At 41.3% G+C, this 18,470-nt stretch carries 19 protein-coding genes; 17 read left to right on the forward strand and 2 right to left on the reverse strand.

Going from position 1 to position 18,470, the window contains the following annotated elements:
• From ACE3G9_RS14765 to purF, 7 genes are all read left to right on the forward strand, one after another.
• The coding region (locus tag ACE3G9_RS14765; RefSeq protein WP_449219549.1) for a FimV/HubP family polar landmark protein at positions 1–656 on the forward strand (656 nt) is incomplete at its 5' end.
• Between the two features lie 118 nt (positions 657–774).
• Positions 775–1,563 carry a tRNA pseudouridine(38-40) synthase TruA gene (gene truA, locus ACE3G9_RS14770; RefSeq protein WP_449219550.1) on the forward strand — a complete coding sequence of 263 codons (789 nt, stop codon included), beginning with the start codon at positions 775–777 and terminating at the stop codon, positions 1,561–1,563.
• Between the two features lie 286 nt (positions 1,564–1,849).
• Positions 1,850–2,764: an acetyl-CoA carboxylase, carboxyltransferase subunit beta gene (accD, locus tag ACE3G9_RS14775; RefSeq protein WP_417881091.1), complete on the forward strand. Its 915-nt coding sequence runs from the start codon at positions 1,850–1,852 to the stop codon at positions 2,762–2,764.
• 142 nt (positions 2,765–2,906) lie between these two features.
• Positions 2,907–4,181 carry a bifunctional tetrahydrofolate synthase/dihydrofolate synthase gene (gene folC, locus ACE3G9_RS14780; protein ID WP_449219551.1) on the forward strand — a complete coding sequence of 425 codons (1,275 nt, stop codon included), beginning with the start codon at positions 2,907–2,909 and terminating at the stop codon, positions 4,179–4,181.
• Positions 4,182–4,201: 20 nt separating this feature from the next.
• Complete coding sequence (locus ACE3G9_RS14785) at positions 4,202–4,810, forward strand: SPOR domain-containing protein (protein ID WP_449219552.1); 609 nt, start codon at positions 4,202–4,204, stop codon at positions 4,808–4,810.
• Between the two features lie 61 nt (positions 4,811–4,871).
• Positions 4,872–5,366 (forward strand): CvpA family protein, encoded by a 495-nt coding sequence (locus tag ACE3G9_RS14790; protein WP_417881094.1) that lies wholly within the window; start codon positions 4,872–4,874, stop codon positions 5,364–5,366.
• A 43-nt stretch (positions 5,367–5,409) separates the two neighbouring features.
• Positions 5,410–6,927 carry an amidophosphoribosyltransferase gene (gene purF / locus ACE3G9_RS14795; protein ID WP_417881095.1) on the forward strand — a complete coding sequence of 506 codons (1,518 nt, stop codon included), beginning with the start codon at positions 5,410–5,412 and terminating at the stop codon, positions 6,925–6,927.
• A gap of 90 nt (positions 6,928–7,017) precedes the next feature.
• On the opposite strand, the gene ACE3G9_RS14800 is transcribed toward purF, so the two are convergent.
• Positions 7,018–7,893 carry a LysR family transcriptional regulator gene (locus tag ACE3G9_RS14800; protein WP_417881096.1) on the reverse strand — a complete coding sequence of 292 codons (876 nt, stop codon included), beginning with the start codon at positions 7,891–7,893 and terminating at the stop codon, positions 7,018–7,020.
• 397 nt (positions 7,894–8,290) lie between these two features.
• Here ACE3G9_RS14800 and ACE3G9_RS14805 point away from each other — a divergent pair, with 397 nt between their 5' ends.
• The 7 genes from ACE3G9_RS14805 (at position 8,291) to recR (ending at position 14,021) form a co-directional block, all read left to right on the forward strand.
• Complete coding sequence (locus ACE3G9_RS14805) at positions 8,291–9,406, forward strand: response regulator (protein WP_417881097.1); 1,116 nt, start codon at positions 8,291–8,293, stop codon at positions 9,404–9,406.
• Between the two features lie 127 nt (positions 9,407–9,533).
• Positions 9,534–9,656: a hypothetical protein gene (locus tag ACE3G9_RS14810; protein WP_417881098.1), complete on the forward strand. Its 123-nt coding sequence runs from the start codon at positions 9,534–9,536 to the stop codon at positions 9,654–9,656.
• Positions 9,657–9,700: 44 nt separating this feature from the next.
• Positions 9,701–10,087, forward strand: a complete 387-nt coding sequence (locus ACE3G9_RS14815; RefSeq protein WP_417881099.1) for a DUF454 family protein — start codon at positions 9,701–9,703, stop codon at positions 10,085–10,087.
• A 113-nt stretch (positions 10,088–10,200) separates the two neighbouring features.
• Positions 10,201–10,746: an adenine phosphoribosyltransferase gene (gene apt, locus ACE3G9_RS14820; RefSeq protein ID WP_417881100.1), complete on the forward strand. Its 546-nt coding sequence runs from the start codon at positions 10,201–10,203 to the stop codon at positions 10,744–10,746.
• Between the two features lie 77 nt (positions 10,747–10,823).
• A complete protein-coding gene (gene dnaX / locus ACE3G9_RS14825; protein WP_449219563.1) occupies positions 10,824–12,899 on the forward strand; it encodes a DNA polymerase III subunit gamma/tau in 2,076 nt (691 codons plus the stop codon).
• Between the two features lie 170 nt (positions 12,900–13,069).
• On the forward strand, positions 13,070–13,399 hold the full coding sequence (locus ACE3G9_RS14830) for a YbaB/EbfC family nucleoid-associated protein (protein WP_027697389.1): 330 nt from the start codon (positions 13,070–13,072) through the stop codon (positions 13,397–13,399).
• Between the two features lie 22 nt (positions 13,400–13,421).
• Positions 13,422–14,021, forward strand: coding sequence for a recombination mediator RecR (gene recR, locus ACE3G9_RS14835; RefSeq protein ID WP_089122602.1), 600 nt, complete (start codon positions 13,422–13,424; stop codon positions 14,019–14,021).
• Between the two features lie 97 nt (positions 14,022–14,118).
• On the opposite strand, the gene ACE3G9_RS14840 is transcribed toward recR, so the two are convergent.
• Positions 14,119–14,367, reverse strand: a complete 249-nt coding sequence (locus ACE3G9_RS14840) for a YkgJ family cysteine cluster protein (protein ID WP_089122603.1) — start codon at positions 14,365–14,367, stop codon at positions 14,119–14,121.
• Positions 14,368–14,506: 139 nt separating this feature from the next.
• Here ACE3G9_RS14840 and ACE3G9_RS14845 point away from each other — a divergent pair, with 139 nt between their 5' ends.
• The 3 genes from ACE3G9_RS14845 to ACE3G9_RS14855 are packed head-to-tail and all read left to right on the forward strand — an operon-like array spanning position 14,507 to position 18,470.
• Entirely contained in the window at positions 14,507–14,959 is a 453-nt protein-coding gene (locus tag ACE3G9_RS14845; protein ID WP_417881101.1) for a YcgN family cysteine cluster protein, read from the forward strand.
• Between the two features lie 56 nt (positions 14,960–15,015).
• Positions 15,016–16,611, forward strand: coding sequence for a site-specific integrase (locus ACE3G9_RS14850; protein WP_449219553.1), 1,596 nt, complete (start codon positions 15,016–15,018; stop codon positions 16,609–16,611).
• Complete coding sequence (locus ACE3G9_RS14855) at positions 16,608–18,470, forward strand: hypothetical protein (RefSeq protein ID WP_449219554.1); 1,863 nt, start codon at positions 16,608–16,610, stop codon at positions 18,468–18,470. The genes ACE3G9_RS14850 and ACE3G9_RS14855 overlap by 4 nt, the downstream gene beginning before the upstream one ends.

Genomic DNA, 18,470 nt, shown 5'->3' on the forward strand with positions numbered 1-18,470 from the left:
CAGAAACAGAAACAGAAACAGAAACAGAAACAGAAACAGAAACAGAAACAGAAACAGAAACAGAAACAGAAACAGAAACAGAAACAGAAACAGAAACAGAAACAGAAACAGAAACAGAAACGTTTGAATTCTCTGACGATGCGTTACCTAATTATGGTGAAGAGGAAGCGCGTCATGATGCCGATACAGAGCCCCAAGCTTTTGATGCGGATATTCCGATTGGAGATGAACGTATCATTAAAGATAACATCACCTATCAACTTGATGATGGATTGATATTTGACCTTAATAGCGCTGAAGAGACCATCAATGAAGATAACGCTAGCTTAACTGACAATAAGCCTATTAAAGCAGCAGTAGCTTCTCGTGCGGAACAACAACCTACGCAAGATCTTGAACACATCGATTCAGAAAATATAGACCAGCAAGAAGAACCTGATCTTGATGTTGGATTGGATGATTTCCCTGATGTACTGGGCGATGTGAATGCTTTTGATGTTGATATCAATGCAGAAATGAATAGTAATCTTGATTTAGCCAAAGTCTTTCTTGAAATGGGTGATGAGCGTACTGCGATTAAGTTATTAAAAACGGTGATCTCAAAAGGTGATGAAGCATTGCAGGCTGAGGCAAATAAGCTGTTATCTTCAATTTAAATAAAGTGATAAATTACATCACGAATAGGCTTTTTACTTGCTGAAACTCGCATGTTGAGGTTATTTGGGTATATACTTTGCGACCGTTTTTTAATGATGTGATAAAGAGTGATTTCAGATGCGTATTGCGTTAGGTGTTGAATACGATGGCAGCAAGTTATTCGGCTGGCAAAGACAAAAAGATGTGCCTAGTGTGCAAGAGCATTTGGAAAAAGCGCTTTCGGTTGTCGCGAACCATCCTGTAGAAGTTCAATGTGCTGGCCGTACCGATGCTGGCGTTCATGGTACAGGGCAAGTTGTCCACTTTGATACTACGGCATCAAGAAAACTGGTTGCTTGGACTATGGGGGTTAATGCCAATCTACCTAATAATATTGCGGTGAGATGGGCTCATGAAGTACCTGATGATTTTCATGCACGTTTTAGTGCTACGGCGCGTCGTTACCGCTACATTATCTTTAACAACGCCTTTCGACCTGGAATCTTTCATTCTGGAGTCAGTCATTATCACAATCCTCTAGATGCAGAAAAAATGCATCAAGCAGGACAGTTTTTGTTGGGTGAAAATGACTTTACTTCTTTTAGAGCAGTTCATTGTCAATCACTAAGCCCTTGGCGAAACGTGATGCATTTAAATGTGTCTAGAATGGGTCAATATGTGATCGTCGATATTAAAGCGAATGCTTTTGTTCACCACATGGTGCGTAATATTGTTGGTAGCTTAATAAAAGTGGGAACCGGTGATGAAAACCCTGAATGGATCGCTTGGCTACTTGAACAAAAAGATCGCAACTTAGCAGGGGCAACTGCTAAAGCAGAAGGTTTGTATCTAGTCGATGTTGACTATCCTGAAAGTTTTAATTTACCTAATGTCGCCATTGGCCCGCTATTTTTATCGGCTGACTAACTATATTGGGGGAGGTACTAAGTAACCTCATATAGATTAAGGTGGATTTTTTTCACATTATTATTACACTAGCGTTAATCAGTACTTATATATTGATATCTTTAGTGTATAAAAGCTTGAGCGCTTTAATTTTTATCAAAATAGGATGTTTATTTCAGCAGCTAAATATAGGTACAACCAGTTTTTTATCTACAGTGCGGGTATTATGTGTTTTAATCTCCTCGCATTTATTTCTCAAATTCTCATCCTTTGCATACAGCGAGGGACCTAGCTAAAAGGTCTTCCCATGAGTTGGCTTGAAAAAATTTTTACAACTACAAATATTGTTAATACACGTAAAGCGTCTATTCCTGAAGGTATCTGGACTAAATGTTCTTCTTGTGAGCAAGTATTATATCAAGCGGAAGTAGAACGTAATTTAGAAGTTTGTCCTAAGTGTGACCATCATATGCGTATGAAAGGTCGCCGTCGTTTGGAGACGTTTTTAGATCAAGGTACAACAGTTGAAATCGGCCAAGAATTTGAGCCGAAAGATAAACTGAAGTTTAAAGATTCTAAGCGTTATAAAGACCGTATCACCACTGCTCAAAAATCAAGTGGTGAAACTGAAGCATTAATTGCCATGAAAGGTGAGCTTTTAGGTATGCCTTTGGTTGCTTGTGCGTTTGAATTTTCATTTATGGGCGGTTCAATGGGCTCGGTTGTCGGTGCGCGTTTTGTTCGTGCGGTTGATGAAGCGATTGCAAATAACTGTGGCTTAGTGTGTTTTTCTGCCAGTGGTGGTGCTCGCATGCAAGAAGCATTAATGTCTTTGATGCAAATGGCAAAAACCAGCGCAGCACTTGAGCGTTTATCGCAAAAAGGCTTACCGTTTATTTCGGTAATGACTGATCCAACTTATGGCGGTGTATCGGCAAGTTTAGCAATGCTAGGTGATATTAATATCGGTGAACCAAAAGCTATTATTGGTTTTGCAGGTCGTCGTGTTATCGAGCAAACTGTGCGTGAAAACTTACCTCAAGACTTCCAAACGAGTGAGTTCTTACTCGATCATGGCGCAATTGATATGATTGTTGATCGTCGTGAAATGCGTCAGCGTATCGCAGGTCTTGTTGCTAAGATGACAAATTATCAATCGCCACTTGTAGTTTCGGTTGATGATGAGCCATCTTACGAAGTACCTGTTGTCGATAAGAAATAATCCTCATTAACGTTACTGGTTTATACCCAAGTCACGTCAAGGTGCAATTAAATGGATTGCTGCCAATAGGTTTAGTGCCAAGGCAGCAAATAAATGATACCTTATCTTTACTTAAGTGAAGATGTAATGAGTCATGCGTTTAATGAGTAAACATAATTCTCCAGAAGCCACATCACCTTTGTCGATGTGGCTTCATTATTTAGAAAATATCCACACCAGTGCTATCGATCTTGGCCTAGATCGAGTCAGTAAAGTCGCTCAATCTGCAAATTTAACCAAACCCGCTCCGAAAGTTATCACTGTCGCTGGAACCAATGGAAAAGGGTCGACTTGTGCATTGATGGAAGCGATCTTACTTGATGCAGGTTATCGTGTCGGCGTCTACAATTCTCCTCATCTCATCAATTATAATGAACGTGTACGCATTAACGGCCATGATGTGAGTGATGCTCTCTTAACCCAATCCTTTGATTTTATTGAGCGTAGCCGCAACGATATCAGCTTGAGTTTTTTTGAGTTTGGAACACTTGCCGCTTTGCGAGTTTTTCAAACTGAACAAGTTGATGTTGTCTTGCTTGAAGTGGGGCTAGGTGGTCGATTAGATGCCACTAATGTGGTTGAACATGATGTATCGGTAATCACCAGTTTAGCTATCGATCATGTTGATTGGTTAGGTAGCGATCTTAACGTTATCGGTTTTGAGAAGGCAGGTATCTTCCGTTCTGGCAAACCGGCAATTTGTGGTCAGCCAAAATCACCTCCGACTGTTGCCGCGCATGCTGATGATATTAGTGCAGAGTTTTATCAAGTTGGATTACAGTTTAACTACCAAATTACTGATGAAGCTAGTCAATTATGGCGCTGGCAATCGGGTGGTTTTGATTTAGATGAGCTGCCTATCCCATCTTTACCATTAGCCAATGCAGCGACCGCATTAATGGCGCTGAGTGCATCAGGATTAGAATTAACGGATATCAATGTCGTGAATGGATTAAAGGCTGCCCGTCTTGCTGGTCGCATGCAATTATTGTCTTCGCAGCCAACCGTTTTATTGGATGTTGCGCATAATCCGCATTCGGCGCAGTATTTAGTGGAACAGTTAGCAAAACAATATCCAGGTAAATCAGTGCGAGCAGTCGTGGCGATGCTACACGATAAAGATATTACAAGTACATTGCAGACTTTAGCACCTGTGGTAAAACATTGGTATCCGGCTTCATTGCAAGGCCCTCGTGCCGCAACCGTAGATGAACTCATTGATAATTTAGTTTGCTATGAAGGGCGTTATGAAACGCCTGAAGATGCTTTTATTCAAGCGTATGAACACGTTGCAGAAGATGAAGTATTGCTTGTAGTTGGCTCTTTCCATACGGTAGGGGAAGTTCTTAATTACTGGCAACAAAAAAATGATAAGTAAACAAATAAGAGGAAGTCAAAATGGCGAGTAAATTTCAAAGCCGTTTGATTGGTACCGTGATTCTTGTCGCGATTGGTGTCATTGTTTTGCCTGATGTTTTTGATGGGCAGAAAGAGCATTATAAAGAAGAGTTTGCGGCAATTCCGATTAAACCTACTGATGAGGTAAGTCAGGCTTCAGTGTCGCAAGATGTGAAAAAGCCGGTTGAACTAGATGTTGCTTTGCCGGAAGAGCCCGTGACGGTCACTGTCGATGAAGCACCAAAATCAGAATCAATCAAATCTGTCACCGTACAAGCGGAATCGGAAACTAAATCACAGCCGGAAGTCAAACCACAATCTAAGCCGGTAGTGACCAAACCTGCACCAGTTCGTGAGAAAAACCAATATAAGGATAGCGCATGGATCATCCAATTGGTGGCACTTAAAAACAAAGACAATGCTCAAAAGTTGGTGGTGGATCTGCAAAAGCGTGGATTCCAAGCCCACTTAAAGCCTGACGATCAGCTATCTCGAGTGATTATTGGTCCTGATGTTTCGAAAGAAAAGATGGAGCAACAAATTGATAAGCTGCAAGAAATTACAGGATTAAAAGGTCAATTGCAGACTTTTAAGCCACTTAATCAATAAGAAAACGTTTGCGTCGCGCGTTTTTCTGGTAAAATGCGCGCCAACTTAAGATGTAAATTTTATGATTTGGATAGATTTTGTCATTTTAGGGGTGATCGGCTTTTCCGCTTTGATCAGCTTAGTTCGTGGTTTTGTTAAAGAAGCGCTGTCTTTAGTAATTTGGTGTGGCGCATTTTATATCGCCACGCATTATTATCTGAAGCTTGCTGCGTACTTTACCAATATTGATAATGATATGGTTCGAAATGGAGCCGCTCTAGGGGCTTTATTTGTTGCGACACTGATTGTCGGAGCTGTAGTGAACTATGTTATTAGCCAACTTGTGGTGAAAACCGGGTTATCTGGTACCGATAGGGTATTAGGTGTGGTTTTTGGGGCACTACGTGGCGTATTGATCATTGCGGTCGTGTTATTTTTTATGGATGCGTTTACCGCGTTTCCAAATTCAGAGTGGTGGAAATCGTCGCAGTTGATCCCGCAATTTAGTCGAATCATTGCCCCGTTTTTTGATCACTTAAAACAGACTTCAAGTTTTTTATCTGGCGCGCCTTTGTAACTGAACTGGAGGCGCCAGTTCTCCACCAACCGAGGGTTAAGACATGTGTGGTATTGTTGGAATCGTAGGTGTAACGCCTGTCAATCAATCGATTTATGATGCTTTAACGGTATTGCAGCATCGTGGCCAAGATGCTGCAGGTATTATTACCATAGATAGCAATCGTTTTCGTCTGCGTAAAGCCAATGGTTTAGTGAAGGATGTGTTTGAAATTAAACACATGAAACGACTACAAGGTAATGTTGGTATCGGCCATGTTCGTTACCCAACAGCAGGCAGTTCTAGTGCTTCAGAGGCTCAGCCATTTTATGTAAACTCACCTTATGGGATTACTTTAGCGCACAACGGTAATTTGACTAATGCGCACGATATTCGCCAATGGTTGTTTGAACAAGGTCGTCGTCATATTAACACCACCTCTGATTCTGAAGTATTACTCAACATTCTTGCCCAAGAAATTGACCTTTCTGAAAACTACCCACTGACTCAAGCTGATGTGTTTGGCGCTATAAAAAAAGTGCATAAGATAGTTAAAGGTGCCTATGCAGTTTCCGCGATGATTATTGGCCATGGTATGGTGGCATTCCGCGATCCGAACGGTATTCGTCCATTATGTTTAGGTAAGCGTGAAGTCGAAGGTCGTACGGAATATATGGTGGCATCGGAATCAGTCGCTTTGGATGCGGTTGGTTTTGATTTTGTACGTGATGTTGCTCCTGGTGAAGCGATTTATGCCACTTTTGATGGGCAGTTATTCAGTGAACAATGTGCAGAACAGCCAAAGTTGAACCCATGTATTTTTGAGTTTGTGTATTTTGCTCGCCCAGATTCATTTATCGATAAAATTTCGGTTTACAGTGCGCGTGTTGAAATGGGTAAAAAGCTGGGTGAAAAAATTAAGCGTGAATGGGATGATCTTGATATCGATGTTGTGATCCCAATTCCTGAAACCTCATGTGATATCGCCTTAGAAATTGCTCAGTTGATTGATAAGCCATATCGTCAAGGGTTTGTGAAAAACCGTTACGTTGGTCGTACTTTTATCATGCCAGGCCAACAACAACGTAAGAAATCAGTGCGTCGTAAACTGAATGCGATTCGTTCCGAATTTAAAGGTAAGAATGTACTGCTTGTTGATGATTCAATTGTTCGTGGTACGACTTCTGAACAAATCATCGAAATGGCTCGAGACTCTGGTGCTAAAAATGTTTATATGGTATCGGCAGCCCCTGAAGTTCGATTCCCTAATGTTTATGGTATTGACATGCCAAGCGCCAATGAGTTAATTGCGCATGGTCGTGAAACCGATGAAATTTGTAATATGATTGGCGCTGATGCTTTGATGTTCCAAGATCTTGAAGATTTAGTTGTTGCAGTTGGCCTAGGTAATCCTAGCATTACTGAGTTTGAGACATCGGTGTTTAGTGGCCAGTATGTGACAGGTGATATTGACCAAGCATACTTAGATCATATCGATTCATTACGTAATGATGATGCGAAATTAGATCGTGATATGCAAGTTGATTTAGCTAACTTAGAAATGCATAACGAAGGCGCATAAGCTTTCATTTGCTGCTGATATTAAAAAGCCAGAGTTTTAGCGAACTCTGGCTTTTTAGGATTAGTGTTATGAGTTGCAGATAATGCGGAGTTAAAGCACGTCATGTTGCGCGATAAAGTCAATTAATAAACGGACTTTTTCAGGCTGATGATTTTTGTGATTATAAAGCATGTAGATATCGCGAGAATTTGCACTCCAATCATCAAGTACACGTACTAAACGACCTTCACGTAAATAAGCTTCAATCATCACATCCGGCATTAAACTGATACCTAAGCCATGAGTACAAGCTTTACGTACGACATTTAACTCACTTGCCTCTAAGCGGCCTTTCTCATTGATGGTGACCGTTTCACCTTGTGAATTGGTCAATTGCCACTTCACCAGTGGTAGTCCTTTTAACAAAGCATGGTGGCGTAAATCATCAGCATGATGTAGATCGCCACAGTCTGCCAAGTATTTAGGGCTGGCGACGAGTACATCTTTAACTTCATTGATTTTTCGAGCAATTAAGGTTGAATCACGCTGAGGGCCAACGCGAAAAATGACATCCCATTCAGTTGGATCAAGTCGATCAGCATAGTTGGTCATTAACAATTCTATGCGAATGTCTGGGTACTTGGCCATGAACTCATTAATCATTGGCATGATAATGCGTTTGGCGGTATTGGTTGGTGCTGAAATACGTAGTTTACCTGATGCGCCTCGGCATTCATCAGAAATGGTCTCTGTGGTTTCAGTTAAGTGTTTCAGCAATGGAGAACATTCATCGTAAAATCTTTGTCCAGCTTCGGTTAAAGAGAGCTTACGAGCATTACGGTTAAGCAGGCGTAAATTTAATCCTTCTTCCAAAGCTTGGATACGACGAGTAATGGTTGCCACAGGTATAGCTGTTTTACGGGAAGTAGCAGTATAACTGCCATTATCCACAACCAGTCGGAATAAATTCAAATCATCAAGTTTCATTGTACGAGCACTTATTTATACTACGAGTAGAGGGTAGTGTAGCGGAACATTAAGTAAGATGGTTGTTTAACATCAAACATTATTGTTATTTGATATCACCATAACTTGTATTCATATCAATTTCAGTAAATTTATCTTCTTTTTTGGTTATATATTGATGGCTTGTAATTGTTTTTAAAAAGAATATATCTGAGTCATCGAAATCTTGTGAAAGTGGACCCGGGCATGGCGTTTTGAGATCAAGGCATAATATTCATTACAGTAATTTGAATTTAAAACTTTTAATAACTACCTTTTATATGGTTTTATGATATTCCCAAGTAGTTTTCACCTTGAAGTAGCTTGGGTATAAGTTACGTTGAATTATTGCACTGAGTCGTATTAAGAGGTTCCCAATATGCATAAATCTGTTTCTCAAGTGCAGAACGTAAAAATGGCACTAGATAGTGCAAAACAAACAATTATGTTGGTGGATGATGATCCTATTTTTCGCAGCATGATTGCCTCATATCTCAAAAAACTGAACTTTGAAGTCACCGAAGCGGAAGACGGGCTTGATGCACTCAGACTATTACGTCATCAAGTGCCTGATCTGATGATTTGCGACTTAAACATGCCGATCATGAGCGGTATTGAGCTGGTTGAAGAGGTCAGTTGGCAGTTTCCTATGTTGCCAATGATTGTGGTATCTGCCACAGAGGATATGAGAGATGTCGCACGTGTACTACGCTTTGGTATTAAAGACTTTCTTACCAAACCGATTACCCATTTAGACCACTTTACTTGTGCTATCAAAAGTACCTTGGAAGAGTCGCAAGCGAACCCAAGTGTTGTGCGTGATTTTTCTAGTCAATGGTTTCAGCTTGATCACTCAGGGCAAGTTGATGAAGAGAAGGAATTATATTGGCACTTAAACCACCTTAAAGATAACGTCGTTACTTCACGAGATTTACTACACGCCCTACAACCTGAGCGAGATACTCAGCAAGGGGGCTGGAAATGCAGTTACCATGTTTTACAACCATCAGAAATGATGCCACTGGTATTCGATTATGCCTGGTTGATGGATGGCCGCTTTGCTTTTTATCTTGTCGATTCATCGGATGGAAGCGAGAACGGAGTCGGAACCGCCTTGTTGATTCGAGCTTTGTTTAATGATTTTTTAAGGACCCGTAGGCGTTGTCACTCTGATTTAAAAGACTTAGCTGATACAGTAGAAAAAGGCATTAGTTGCACAAAATGTTCAGAGCCGATTAATGCATTATTTGGTATTGCCGATATGGTAGAAGGGACGATCTCTATTTTACCGGCGGGCCTGAAAAGCAATTGGTTGTTTGATCGCTCGACTCAAGCTCACTCAACTCAAGCCATTGAGAAGGGCATTAAGCTAGGTGAAGGTTGTACTAAAAACTTTGTAACCAGTCATCTACCTATGAAGAAAGGTGGTGAGTTGGTATTAAGTGAACTCGGGGTGCGTAGTTTTAAATTAACGATTAAAAATGTGACGCAATAAAGTACCGCGCTTTGATGTAAATTCTGTGAGCTACCTGACAGCTTCGTAATAACCTTTGGTTTTGTCGGTTTTTGTTTGTCCGACTTTCTCCTATATTATGCCCTCAATTTCATACGAGGGACCGAAAATGGCAGATGAAAACTTTAACGAACCATTCAATCTATTTTACCTTTTAGGTGTGATTGTTGCTTTACTTTTACCTACTCTTCCTGCAACACTTACATGGATTAATCTTTTAAGCCAAAATTAGCGCTTAACCGTCTGTTGTAAGGAACCCAAACCATCATCCGTAAAATGTTACTCAATGCCGTTGGTGGTTTATCTCTGGTACTCGGTGTGCTTGGGATCTTTCTCCCTTTACTTCCAACCACTCCATTTCTTTTACTGGCGAGCGCATGCTTTATGCGTAGTAATGAGAAATTTCATCACTGGATCCATCACCATCCGCATTTAGGTCCTATCATTGATAACTGGAATCAGCATCGAGCAGTGAGTGCTGCTATGAAAAAAAGAGGCTATGTATTACTGGTAATTAGTTTTACTTTCTCTTTTGTAATGATGCCTCAGTGGTGGCTCAAGCTAGGATTGGTATTTGGCTTCGCGATATTGTTTTTCTGCTTCCATCGTTTACCGATTCATGAACTGACTTCAAATGTTGCCGATTCTAGTGAAAATCACTAACATACTTGCCATATCCAGCAACGACTTTTTCCGCTGAAGTTATATTAATAATTACCCCAAGCTTTAGTGATGTTATTATCAAGCTAAAGTTTGCCTAAGATAAGAATTCTATAATGACTATTGATACTCAAGCGCTTATTCAAGCGAGCATTAAAACCATTCCTGACTACCCTAAAAAAGGGATTTTGTTTCGTGACGTGACAAGTTTGATGGAAGATCCGCAAGCTTATCAAGCAACGATTCAACTGCTGGTTGAAAAATATCAATCGATGGGTTTTACCAAAGTTGTTGGTACGGAGGCTCGTGGGTTTTTATTTGGTGCTCCGCTAGCGTTGGAATTGGGTCTTGGTTTTGTACCGGTTCGCAAGCCAGGTAAATTGCCTCGTGAAACCGTTTCTCAATCTTATGAATTAGAGTATGGGACGGATGTTCTTGAAATTCATACCGATGCAATTAAAGCTGGCGATAAAGTATTAGTGGTTGATGATTTGCTTGCAACGGGTGGCACTATTGAGGCGACTGTTAAGCTGATCCGTCAATTAGGTGGCGAAGTGACCGATGCGGCTTTTGTGATTAATTTGCCTGAAATCGGCGGTGAAAAAAAACTGAAAGCACTAAACTTAAATGTGTATAGCATTTGTGAGTTTGCAGGCCATTAAAATCTGTGTGGCTAGTATCTCTATAATTAATAGAGCCCCATTATTCAACAGTCGGAATGATTGAACCGGAAGATTTGATGAGTTATTTAGCGTTAGCAAGAAAATGGCGACCAACGAAGTTTGAAAATGTGGTTGGCCAAAGTCATGTAATTACCGCTTTAGAGAATGCTTTAAAGCAGAACCGATTGCATCACGCCTATTTATTCAGCGGAACTCGTGGTGTGGGTAAAACATCGATCGGCCGACTGTTTGCCAAAGGGCTGAATTGTGAAACCGGTATCACCGATAACCCATGTGGTGTGTGTGATAGCTGTATTGAAATCGATCAAGGTCGCTATGTAGACCTATTGGAAATTGATGCAGCATCTCGCACTAAGGTAGAAGATACCCGTGAGTTGCTAGATAACGTTCAATACAAACCAGCACGTGGACGCTTCAAAGTGTACCTGATAGATGAGGTACACATGTTATCTCGTCATAGCTTCAATGCATTATTAAAAACGCTGGAGGAGCCACCAGAGTACGTTAAGTTTTTATTAGCTACGACTGATCCTCAAAAACTGCCAGTGACGATTCTTTCGCGTTGTTTGCAATTTCATCTAAAACCGATTAGCTCAGATCAAATTCATGAGCAATTAGATTTTGTGCTTGGTGAAGAAAGCATCACCTCAGAGCCTAGAGCATTAAGTTTGATTGCTCATGCGGCAGATGGAAGTATGCGTGATGCGTTAAGTTTGTCTGATCAAGCAATTGCTTTGGGTAATGGTCATATTGATAGTGCGACTGTTTCTAATATGCTAGGCACGTTAGATACTGAACAAGCGATCTATTTACTTGAAGCAATCAGTAGTAAGCAACCGAAAACTGCGATGAACTGCCTTGAGCAATTGGCAGAAAATGGTATTGATTGGGATGGTTTGTTCAAAGAGTTAAGTAGCCAGTTACACCGTATTGCTATGTACCAAGTGCTACCAGCAAGTTTAAATAAAGATCAACCGGATGCGGAAAGAGTTGAACTATTAAGCCAATCTTTAACGCCTCAAGATGTACAGCTTTACTACCAGATGACTTTGAAAGGTCGTCAAGATTTGCCGTTGTCTCCGAGCGAGAAAATGGCGGCAGAAATGCTAGTGTTGAGAATGCTGGCCTTCAGACCTACGCAAGCGGTATCTGGTAATACGATTGTCGCTCCAGCAGTGCAAACGAAAAGTATTCCGGTGGTTGAATCGGCACCTAGACGTGCGGGTGGTTCACAGCCATCAATGTCTCAACCAGCAGCAGCTCAGCCAGTGCGTAGTCAGCCGACATATTCGCCAACAGCGGCCCCAAGTGTTCCTGTGGAAAATCAGATGGGCAGTAGTGATTACACCGCAGCCAGCCAACAGCCTGCGGCACCCGCTTCACCGTTAACTGGATTGAGGCATCAGTTGCGCAGTAAACGTGAAAATTTACATACGACGCCTGCCGTTGGGAATAATCCAACAAAAAAGACTGAAGCGACGTCTGTTAAACCAGTGAAAACATCGGTACTTGATCGTATTGCAAGTAAGCATACGGCTGCCGCGGTTGAAGCTGTGCAGGGGTCGCCAATATCATCAAATGGTACGCCAATCTCTGGAGCCGCAAAACCAGAAGATGCAAATGAACCGTATCAATGGAAGCCAACTCAACCTCAATTACAGCAGCAAGAAAGCCAAGAGCTAACGCCGACGCAAATTAAGAAAGCGCTAGAGCATATTAAAACGCCAGAGATGGCAGAAAAACTACTGCGTGAAAGTATTGAGCAAAGTGAGTGGGCGGCGATCATCGATCAACTTAATACCGCGAAACTAGTGCAGCAACTCGCATTAAATTCGACCTATAGTAAAAATGAACATGTCATTACCTTAGGCTTGCGTGCTGAACAAGCGCATTTGAATACCCCAAAAGCGCAAGAAGAATTGACGGAAGTGTTATCGCAACATTTTCAGCAAACTTGTGAGTTGGTGATCCAAAACAGTGCTGATGGTATTACGCCGCTTGAACTAAGAGAAAAACTGTATCAAGAGAAGCTCAAGCAAGCATTTGAAAGCCTAGATTCAGATCCTAATATCCAATTTTTGCAAAAGCGTTTCGCAGCAGAAATCGATAAAGACAGCGTGAGGCCGATTTAGTGGCTATACCCAGTGAATTCTGCATCTTGAAGTTACTGGGTATATACCGTGTGCAATTAATTAACAAAATACATTATTAGGTAAAAGAGCGAGTTGATTTTTAATCGGTTCGACCCAATAACCTAATAATATCCACAATCATTCTATTTAGATAACAAGCGAGAATAAGCATGTTTGGTAAAGGCGGAATGGGCAACATGATGAAGCAAGCCCAGCAAATGCAAGAGCGTATGCAAAAGCTTCAAGAAGAAATCGCAAATATGGAAATCACTGGTGAATCTGGTGCTGGCCTTGTAAAAGTGACCATTACTGGTAGCCACAGCGTTCGTCGTGTTGAAATCGATGAAAGCTTGATGGAAGACGATAAAGAAATGCTAGAAGATTTGATTGCAGCTGCATTTAATGATGCTGCTCGTCGTGTCGAAGAAACACAAAAAGAAAAGATGGCTTCAGTGACTGGCGGTATGCAATTACCACCAGGTATGAAAATGCCGTTTTAATTGAACCAGTAGAGAGTCATACATGCGCACAAGCAGTATGCTGGAACAATTAATGGAGGCCTTACGTTGCTTACCTGGGGTTGGCCCCAAGTCGGCTCAGCGTATGGCCTTTCATTTATTGCAGCGTAATAGAAAGGGCGGTTTGCAATTAGCGGAAGCCTTATCTCAAGCAATGACAGAAATCGGTCACTGCGATCAATGTCGAACCTTTACCGAGCAAGATACCTGTCATGTCTGCACCAACCCTAAGCGTCAAGCGAACGGGCAGATCTGTGTAGTAGAAACGCCTGCCGATATTGCTGCCATTGAAGCAACGGGGCAGTATTCAGGTCGTTATTTTGTTTTGATGGGGCACTTATCGCCACTTGATGGCATCGGACCGAGTGATATTGGTTTAGATTTGCTCGATTATCGTTTAAGCATCGGCGATGTTGAAGAAGTGATTCTTGCAACTAACCCGACTGTAGAAGGCGAAGCTACCGCGCATTATATTGCTCAACTATGTAAAGCTCATGGCGTTAATGCCAGCCGCATTGCACATGGTGTGCCTATGGGCGGTGAGTTAGAGTTGGTCGATGGCACTACGTTATCTCATTCACTACTTGGCCGACAAAAGTTATAGATTAAATATAATACTTAAATTCGAAGCTTGATTTTAATGTTGGCGATATCAATATTTTTCGAGTTTCGAGTTTCGAGTTTCGAGTTTCGAGTTGTACCTAAGTTATCTTTTCTAGATCTGAAATAATAAATAAGGCTTCTTGATCAGTTTTACCACAAATAGCTTTTTCCGCTTTAAATGCATGACACACCTTTGGTCTTTCAGGTTTACCAAACAGTTTGCATAAATTATCTTCATTTAATTGAATACATCGAACACCAGCAGGCTTACCTTTCGGCATCCCAGGGATAGGTGATGATATGCTAGGTGCAATGCAGCAAGCACCACATCCAAGACGACACTCCATAAAACATATCTCTGCAGTTCAAAAATTGGTCGCAGATAATAGCAAAATACCCATACAGAAAATAGCATAACTTGAATTCTGCCGATGATCGGCGTATAAAACGCAGCCTAGATCCTATACAAGTTTAAGCAGGCATATTATGACAGATCCATTTTGGCAAACTAAGTCACTACAACAAATGAGTGAGCAAGAGTGGGAATCACTATGTGATGGTTGCGGTAAGTGTTGCTTGCATAAGTTGATGGATGAAGACAGTGATGAAGTATACTACACCAACGTTGCTTGTAGCTGGCTCAATAGCAAAACTTGCGGCTGTAAAGATTACCCAAATCGTTTTGAGTCTGGTGAAGAGTGTTTGAAGTTGACTCGTGACAAAATAGATGAATTTAATTGGTTACCAGAAACCTGTTCATATCGCTTACTTGCAGAAAATAAACCTCTGCCTGAGTGGCATCCGCTTATTACTGGATCGAAATCTGCCATGCATGCAGCAGGTGAAAGTGTACGTAATAAAGTGGTTTATGAAATTGATGTGGTGGACTGGGAGGACCACATTCAAAACTTACCTGATAGACTAAAACCTCATAATTAACTTTCAAAGTTGAGAATGCTGTATATGCTGATTGTATGTACAGCATGAGGTTGAGTATGTCAGATAACGGTACAAATCAGAAAAAGGTCATACGAAAAGAAGTAGAAATTTCGACAATCCCTAATTTCGTTTACGAGAAACCATTGGTATCTATTAATGAGGATGGTGAACCTCAAGTTACATACCGAGCCAATGGCAATAAGATCCTCATCAAAAAACTCCCCTTACTCCATATTGTTGGGTATGACGACAAAGATAACCTAGTCAGCTACAAATCATTAGACATAGTCAATGAGTTCTTATTGTCAAAAGCAATCGATGATGGTGTGCTTGAGCTTGGCACAGATGCACAGGGGCTTGCTCATTACTTCAGTTTTGTATTGGACAAGCAGGCAGAGTGGGATGCCAGATATAATGAAGAGGACTTTGACCCTCTCTATGATAACCCTCGTCCAGAATGGAGTACCTTTCCTCGCAACAAGCAAGAACGGTTAACCTACCAATATCGGGATGGTATAAAGCAGCTCGCTATTGATGAAGTATTGGCTAAAACTACGGCTAGGCAATACATGAGCAGTGTCGTTGGTTTCTATAAACACTGCCTCCGTCAGGGTATCCGCTTTAATAACCCCCCGTTCCAGTTTGAGACAGTGAATATCCATTTCGAGGCGTCTGCATCCAGTATGAAAGCATACCAACGTAAGCAGGTGCACACGACAGATATGCGGATTAAGTTTTCTCAGTCATCTCGCAGTGGCGGTACAAGCCTCAGCAAGCTACGCCGTGACTTAAAACCGTTTACCAGTAATGAATGGAAGATTCTGCAAAACATATTAATGAAGTCCCGCAGGGTGGTTCGTCATGGTGACAACAATAAACTACACTCACTGCCGATTGAGTTTTGCCTGCACCCTATGATTTGCCGTAACACTGGATTGCGCAGAGAAGAAGCCGCGAGCCTTCACTTGGGACAGATAGTGAACCCCGAAACAATGATTCAAGATGGCAGAGAGGTTTTTAAAAAGCCTGTGCTGGATTTGGGCGTAGGTGATAAATACCAATCACTCACAAAGACGGCTGAGCGAAGTGTAGAGAAGAATAAAAGTCGCGTCACCATAATCCCAGCAACATTAATGAAAATTCTTTACGATTACTCGCAATCTGACAGGTATAGAAAGCGTCTTGAGAAGTTTAAAGGTTGGTGTAAAGAGAAGGATGAAGCAGGTAATACGCACCTTTTTGAGGGTGACGATGCTATTAATCCTGAGCTGGAGTATTTGTTTATTACCCAGTCGGGTAAGCCTATGTTTTCCAGACTGCAAGACTTTACAGGTCGCTGGATTGAAATTCGCAACACTGCAAACCTAGCCCAAGGGTTTGACCATCCTATCGTCGGCTCGATACATAATTTACGCTCAACGTTTGCCGTTAATATCTTCCGCCACCTTTTAAGTAAAAAGGATGAGTATGGAATTTTATTAATTACACCTGATGAAGCATTGGATAGGGTGTCAGCGTTGCTTGGTCATGAAGAGAGGGCGACGACGATAGAATACTTGAAAATTGCACAGGATATGCCCTCCGCCGACGAAATTTACGAAGACGTACTTGATTATATTGGTGCTTTTGATGATTTAGAGGGGGCATTATGATTCAGGGACGAAGGCGTACCAGAGTTACTATTGAGAAGATCAGCGCACCTATTATCCCATTTCGTTTTGAAGATATGGTTTTACACAGTGGTAATGGGCATAAAGCTTACACTTATCGTTTGCGTTACCGTAACGTCCCGACAAAAACACAAATAGAGTCTGGAAATGGGGTCTTGGCTAATAGGGACGATATCGTTAGGGATATCCATCAAAGGCTAAACCTCTTACCTAATAACTATTCAAAGCTATCTTACTTTTCTGGGCTTGTGAGTTACTTTCAATATATTGACGACATTGGTTATCACGGTGACCTATTTTGTAATGCAATCATGATTGATTGCATTAAGTACTTCAATAAATTACGCGATAAAGGTGAGTTAGTATCAAGGCCACATAGTATTAAAAATGCCTTATCTGTGTTATTGAGGTTGTGGAATCGAGAGTCTGACCTTAAGACATTGCCCGAAGTTGCAGCGATTCCTCTTGCCAAGAACAAAGCATTTCATATTGAAACAGAGCTGAAACCATTATCCAAACTATTGGTTAAAGCGGCACTGGCCTTTCAGGAAGCGATCGATATAAATGAACTGTTAGATATTCATCCGTTCTTTGATGCAAATAGTTTTGAAGAAAAAGCAAAACATAATAGCTGGTCATTAAGACAAATTGCTGACAAAAAAAACGGCCTCAAAAGTTGTATGAAAGCTACTCATCCGATAATAAAGCGCAGTCTGTTACCACTTGAGCGACTTGATCGGCAGGTCTTTTATAATCACGCATCACGTAATTGGTTTTTCGTGTTCTCAATGCTGACCGGTATGAATACATCAGTGCTCGCTAATGTGCGACATAAGGACGTTGCATTTAAGAGTATTGGTAGTGGAAGGTTTGTTTTTGACGGAGATAAATTCAGGGCTGGTTATAAGGATTTGGATAATAGCGGTGGCTTCAGTCAAAGAACCAAAGAGCTGATTACTCGATGGCTTAACACGTCTAAAGTTATGTTTCAATCATTGGGTATTCTGTATTCAAATGAGCTACCACTTTGCCCTTTCTTTAATTCCAGCGGTGAGGTCTCGACATTCAATGCCCGTGGTTCAAATATTGGATACATCAATAAACAGCTTGAGAAAATAACTGGACTAAAGGTTACTACAAGTCGATTCAGGACCACAAAATCTGATGTACTTATGCGAGTCACAGAAGATATCTTCCTGGTGTCACAGGGGTTAAATAATACCGTCAATGTCGTCGCCAAAAGGTATTCTGGTGGTGTTCAGGCCGATCATGATAACAACCTAAATGCTACGTTTGGTGCGTTAAGCGTGGTTGCTAAGGGAATCAGTATTAGTAAAGCTGTTGAGAATGCCAAGGTGATGCACAGCGATATTCTGTCAGATTACGATTATAAGAAATTGCGTAACCGTGATAGTAAAGAGCAGCCATTAATGACAACGCCTAGTGGCGTCAAATGCGAAGGGGCAAAACCAGAGAAGCTTGTTGCTGAAACTAGGCGTATGAAGCAGTTAGATATTGATTTTTCCAAAGATACAGGTCGCTGCACGGATTTCCTAGCTTGTTTTGATTGTGATAGTCATAAATTGGTCGCGTCCGAAGATGACATCTGGTTAATGCTGTCATTTTTAGAGCAAATTGAAGCTCTCAAAGAGATGGTTGCAAGTAATTCCATACCAAAGGAAGAGTATTTCATGGTGGAAGCTTTGTTGAAAAAAACACTTATCAGGCTGAAGCAAAAAGCACCTAAAAACTATTCTCAGGCAAAACAAAAAGTGGATGACGGAGTTTACCATTCGCTTTACCAAGACAGAGCCAGTGCAAGCCAATTTTTTAAGGGATAG

The organism is Vibrio sp. E150_018, from assembly GCF_053544035.1.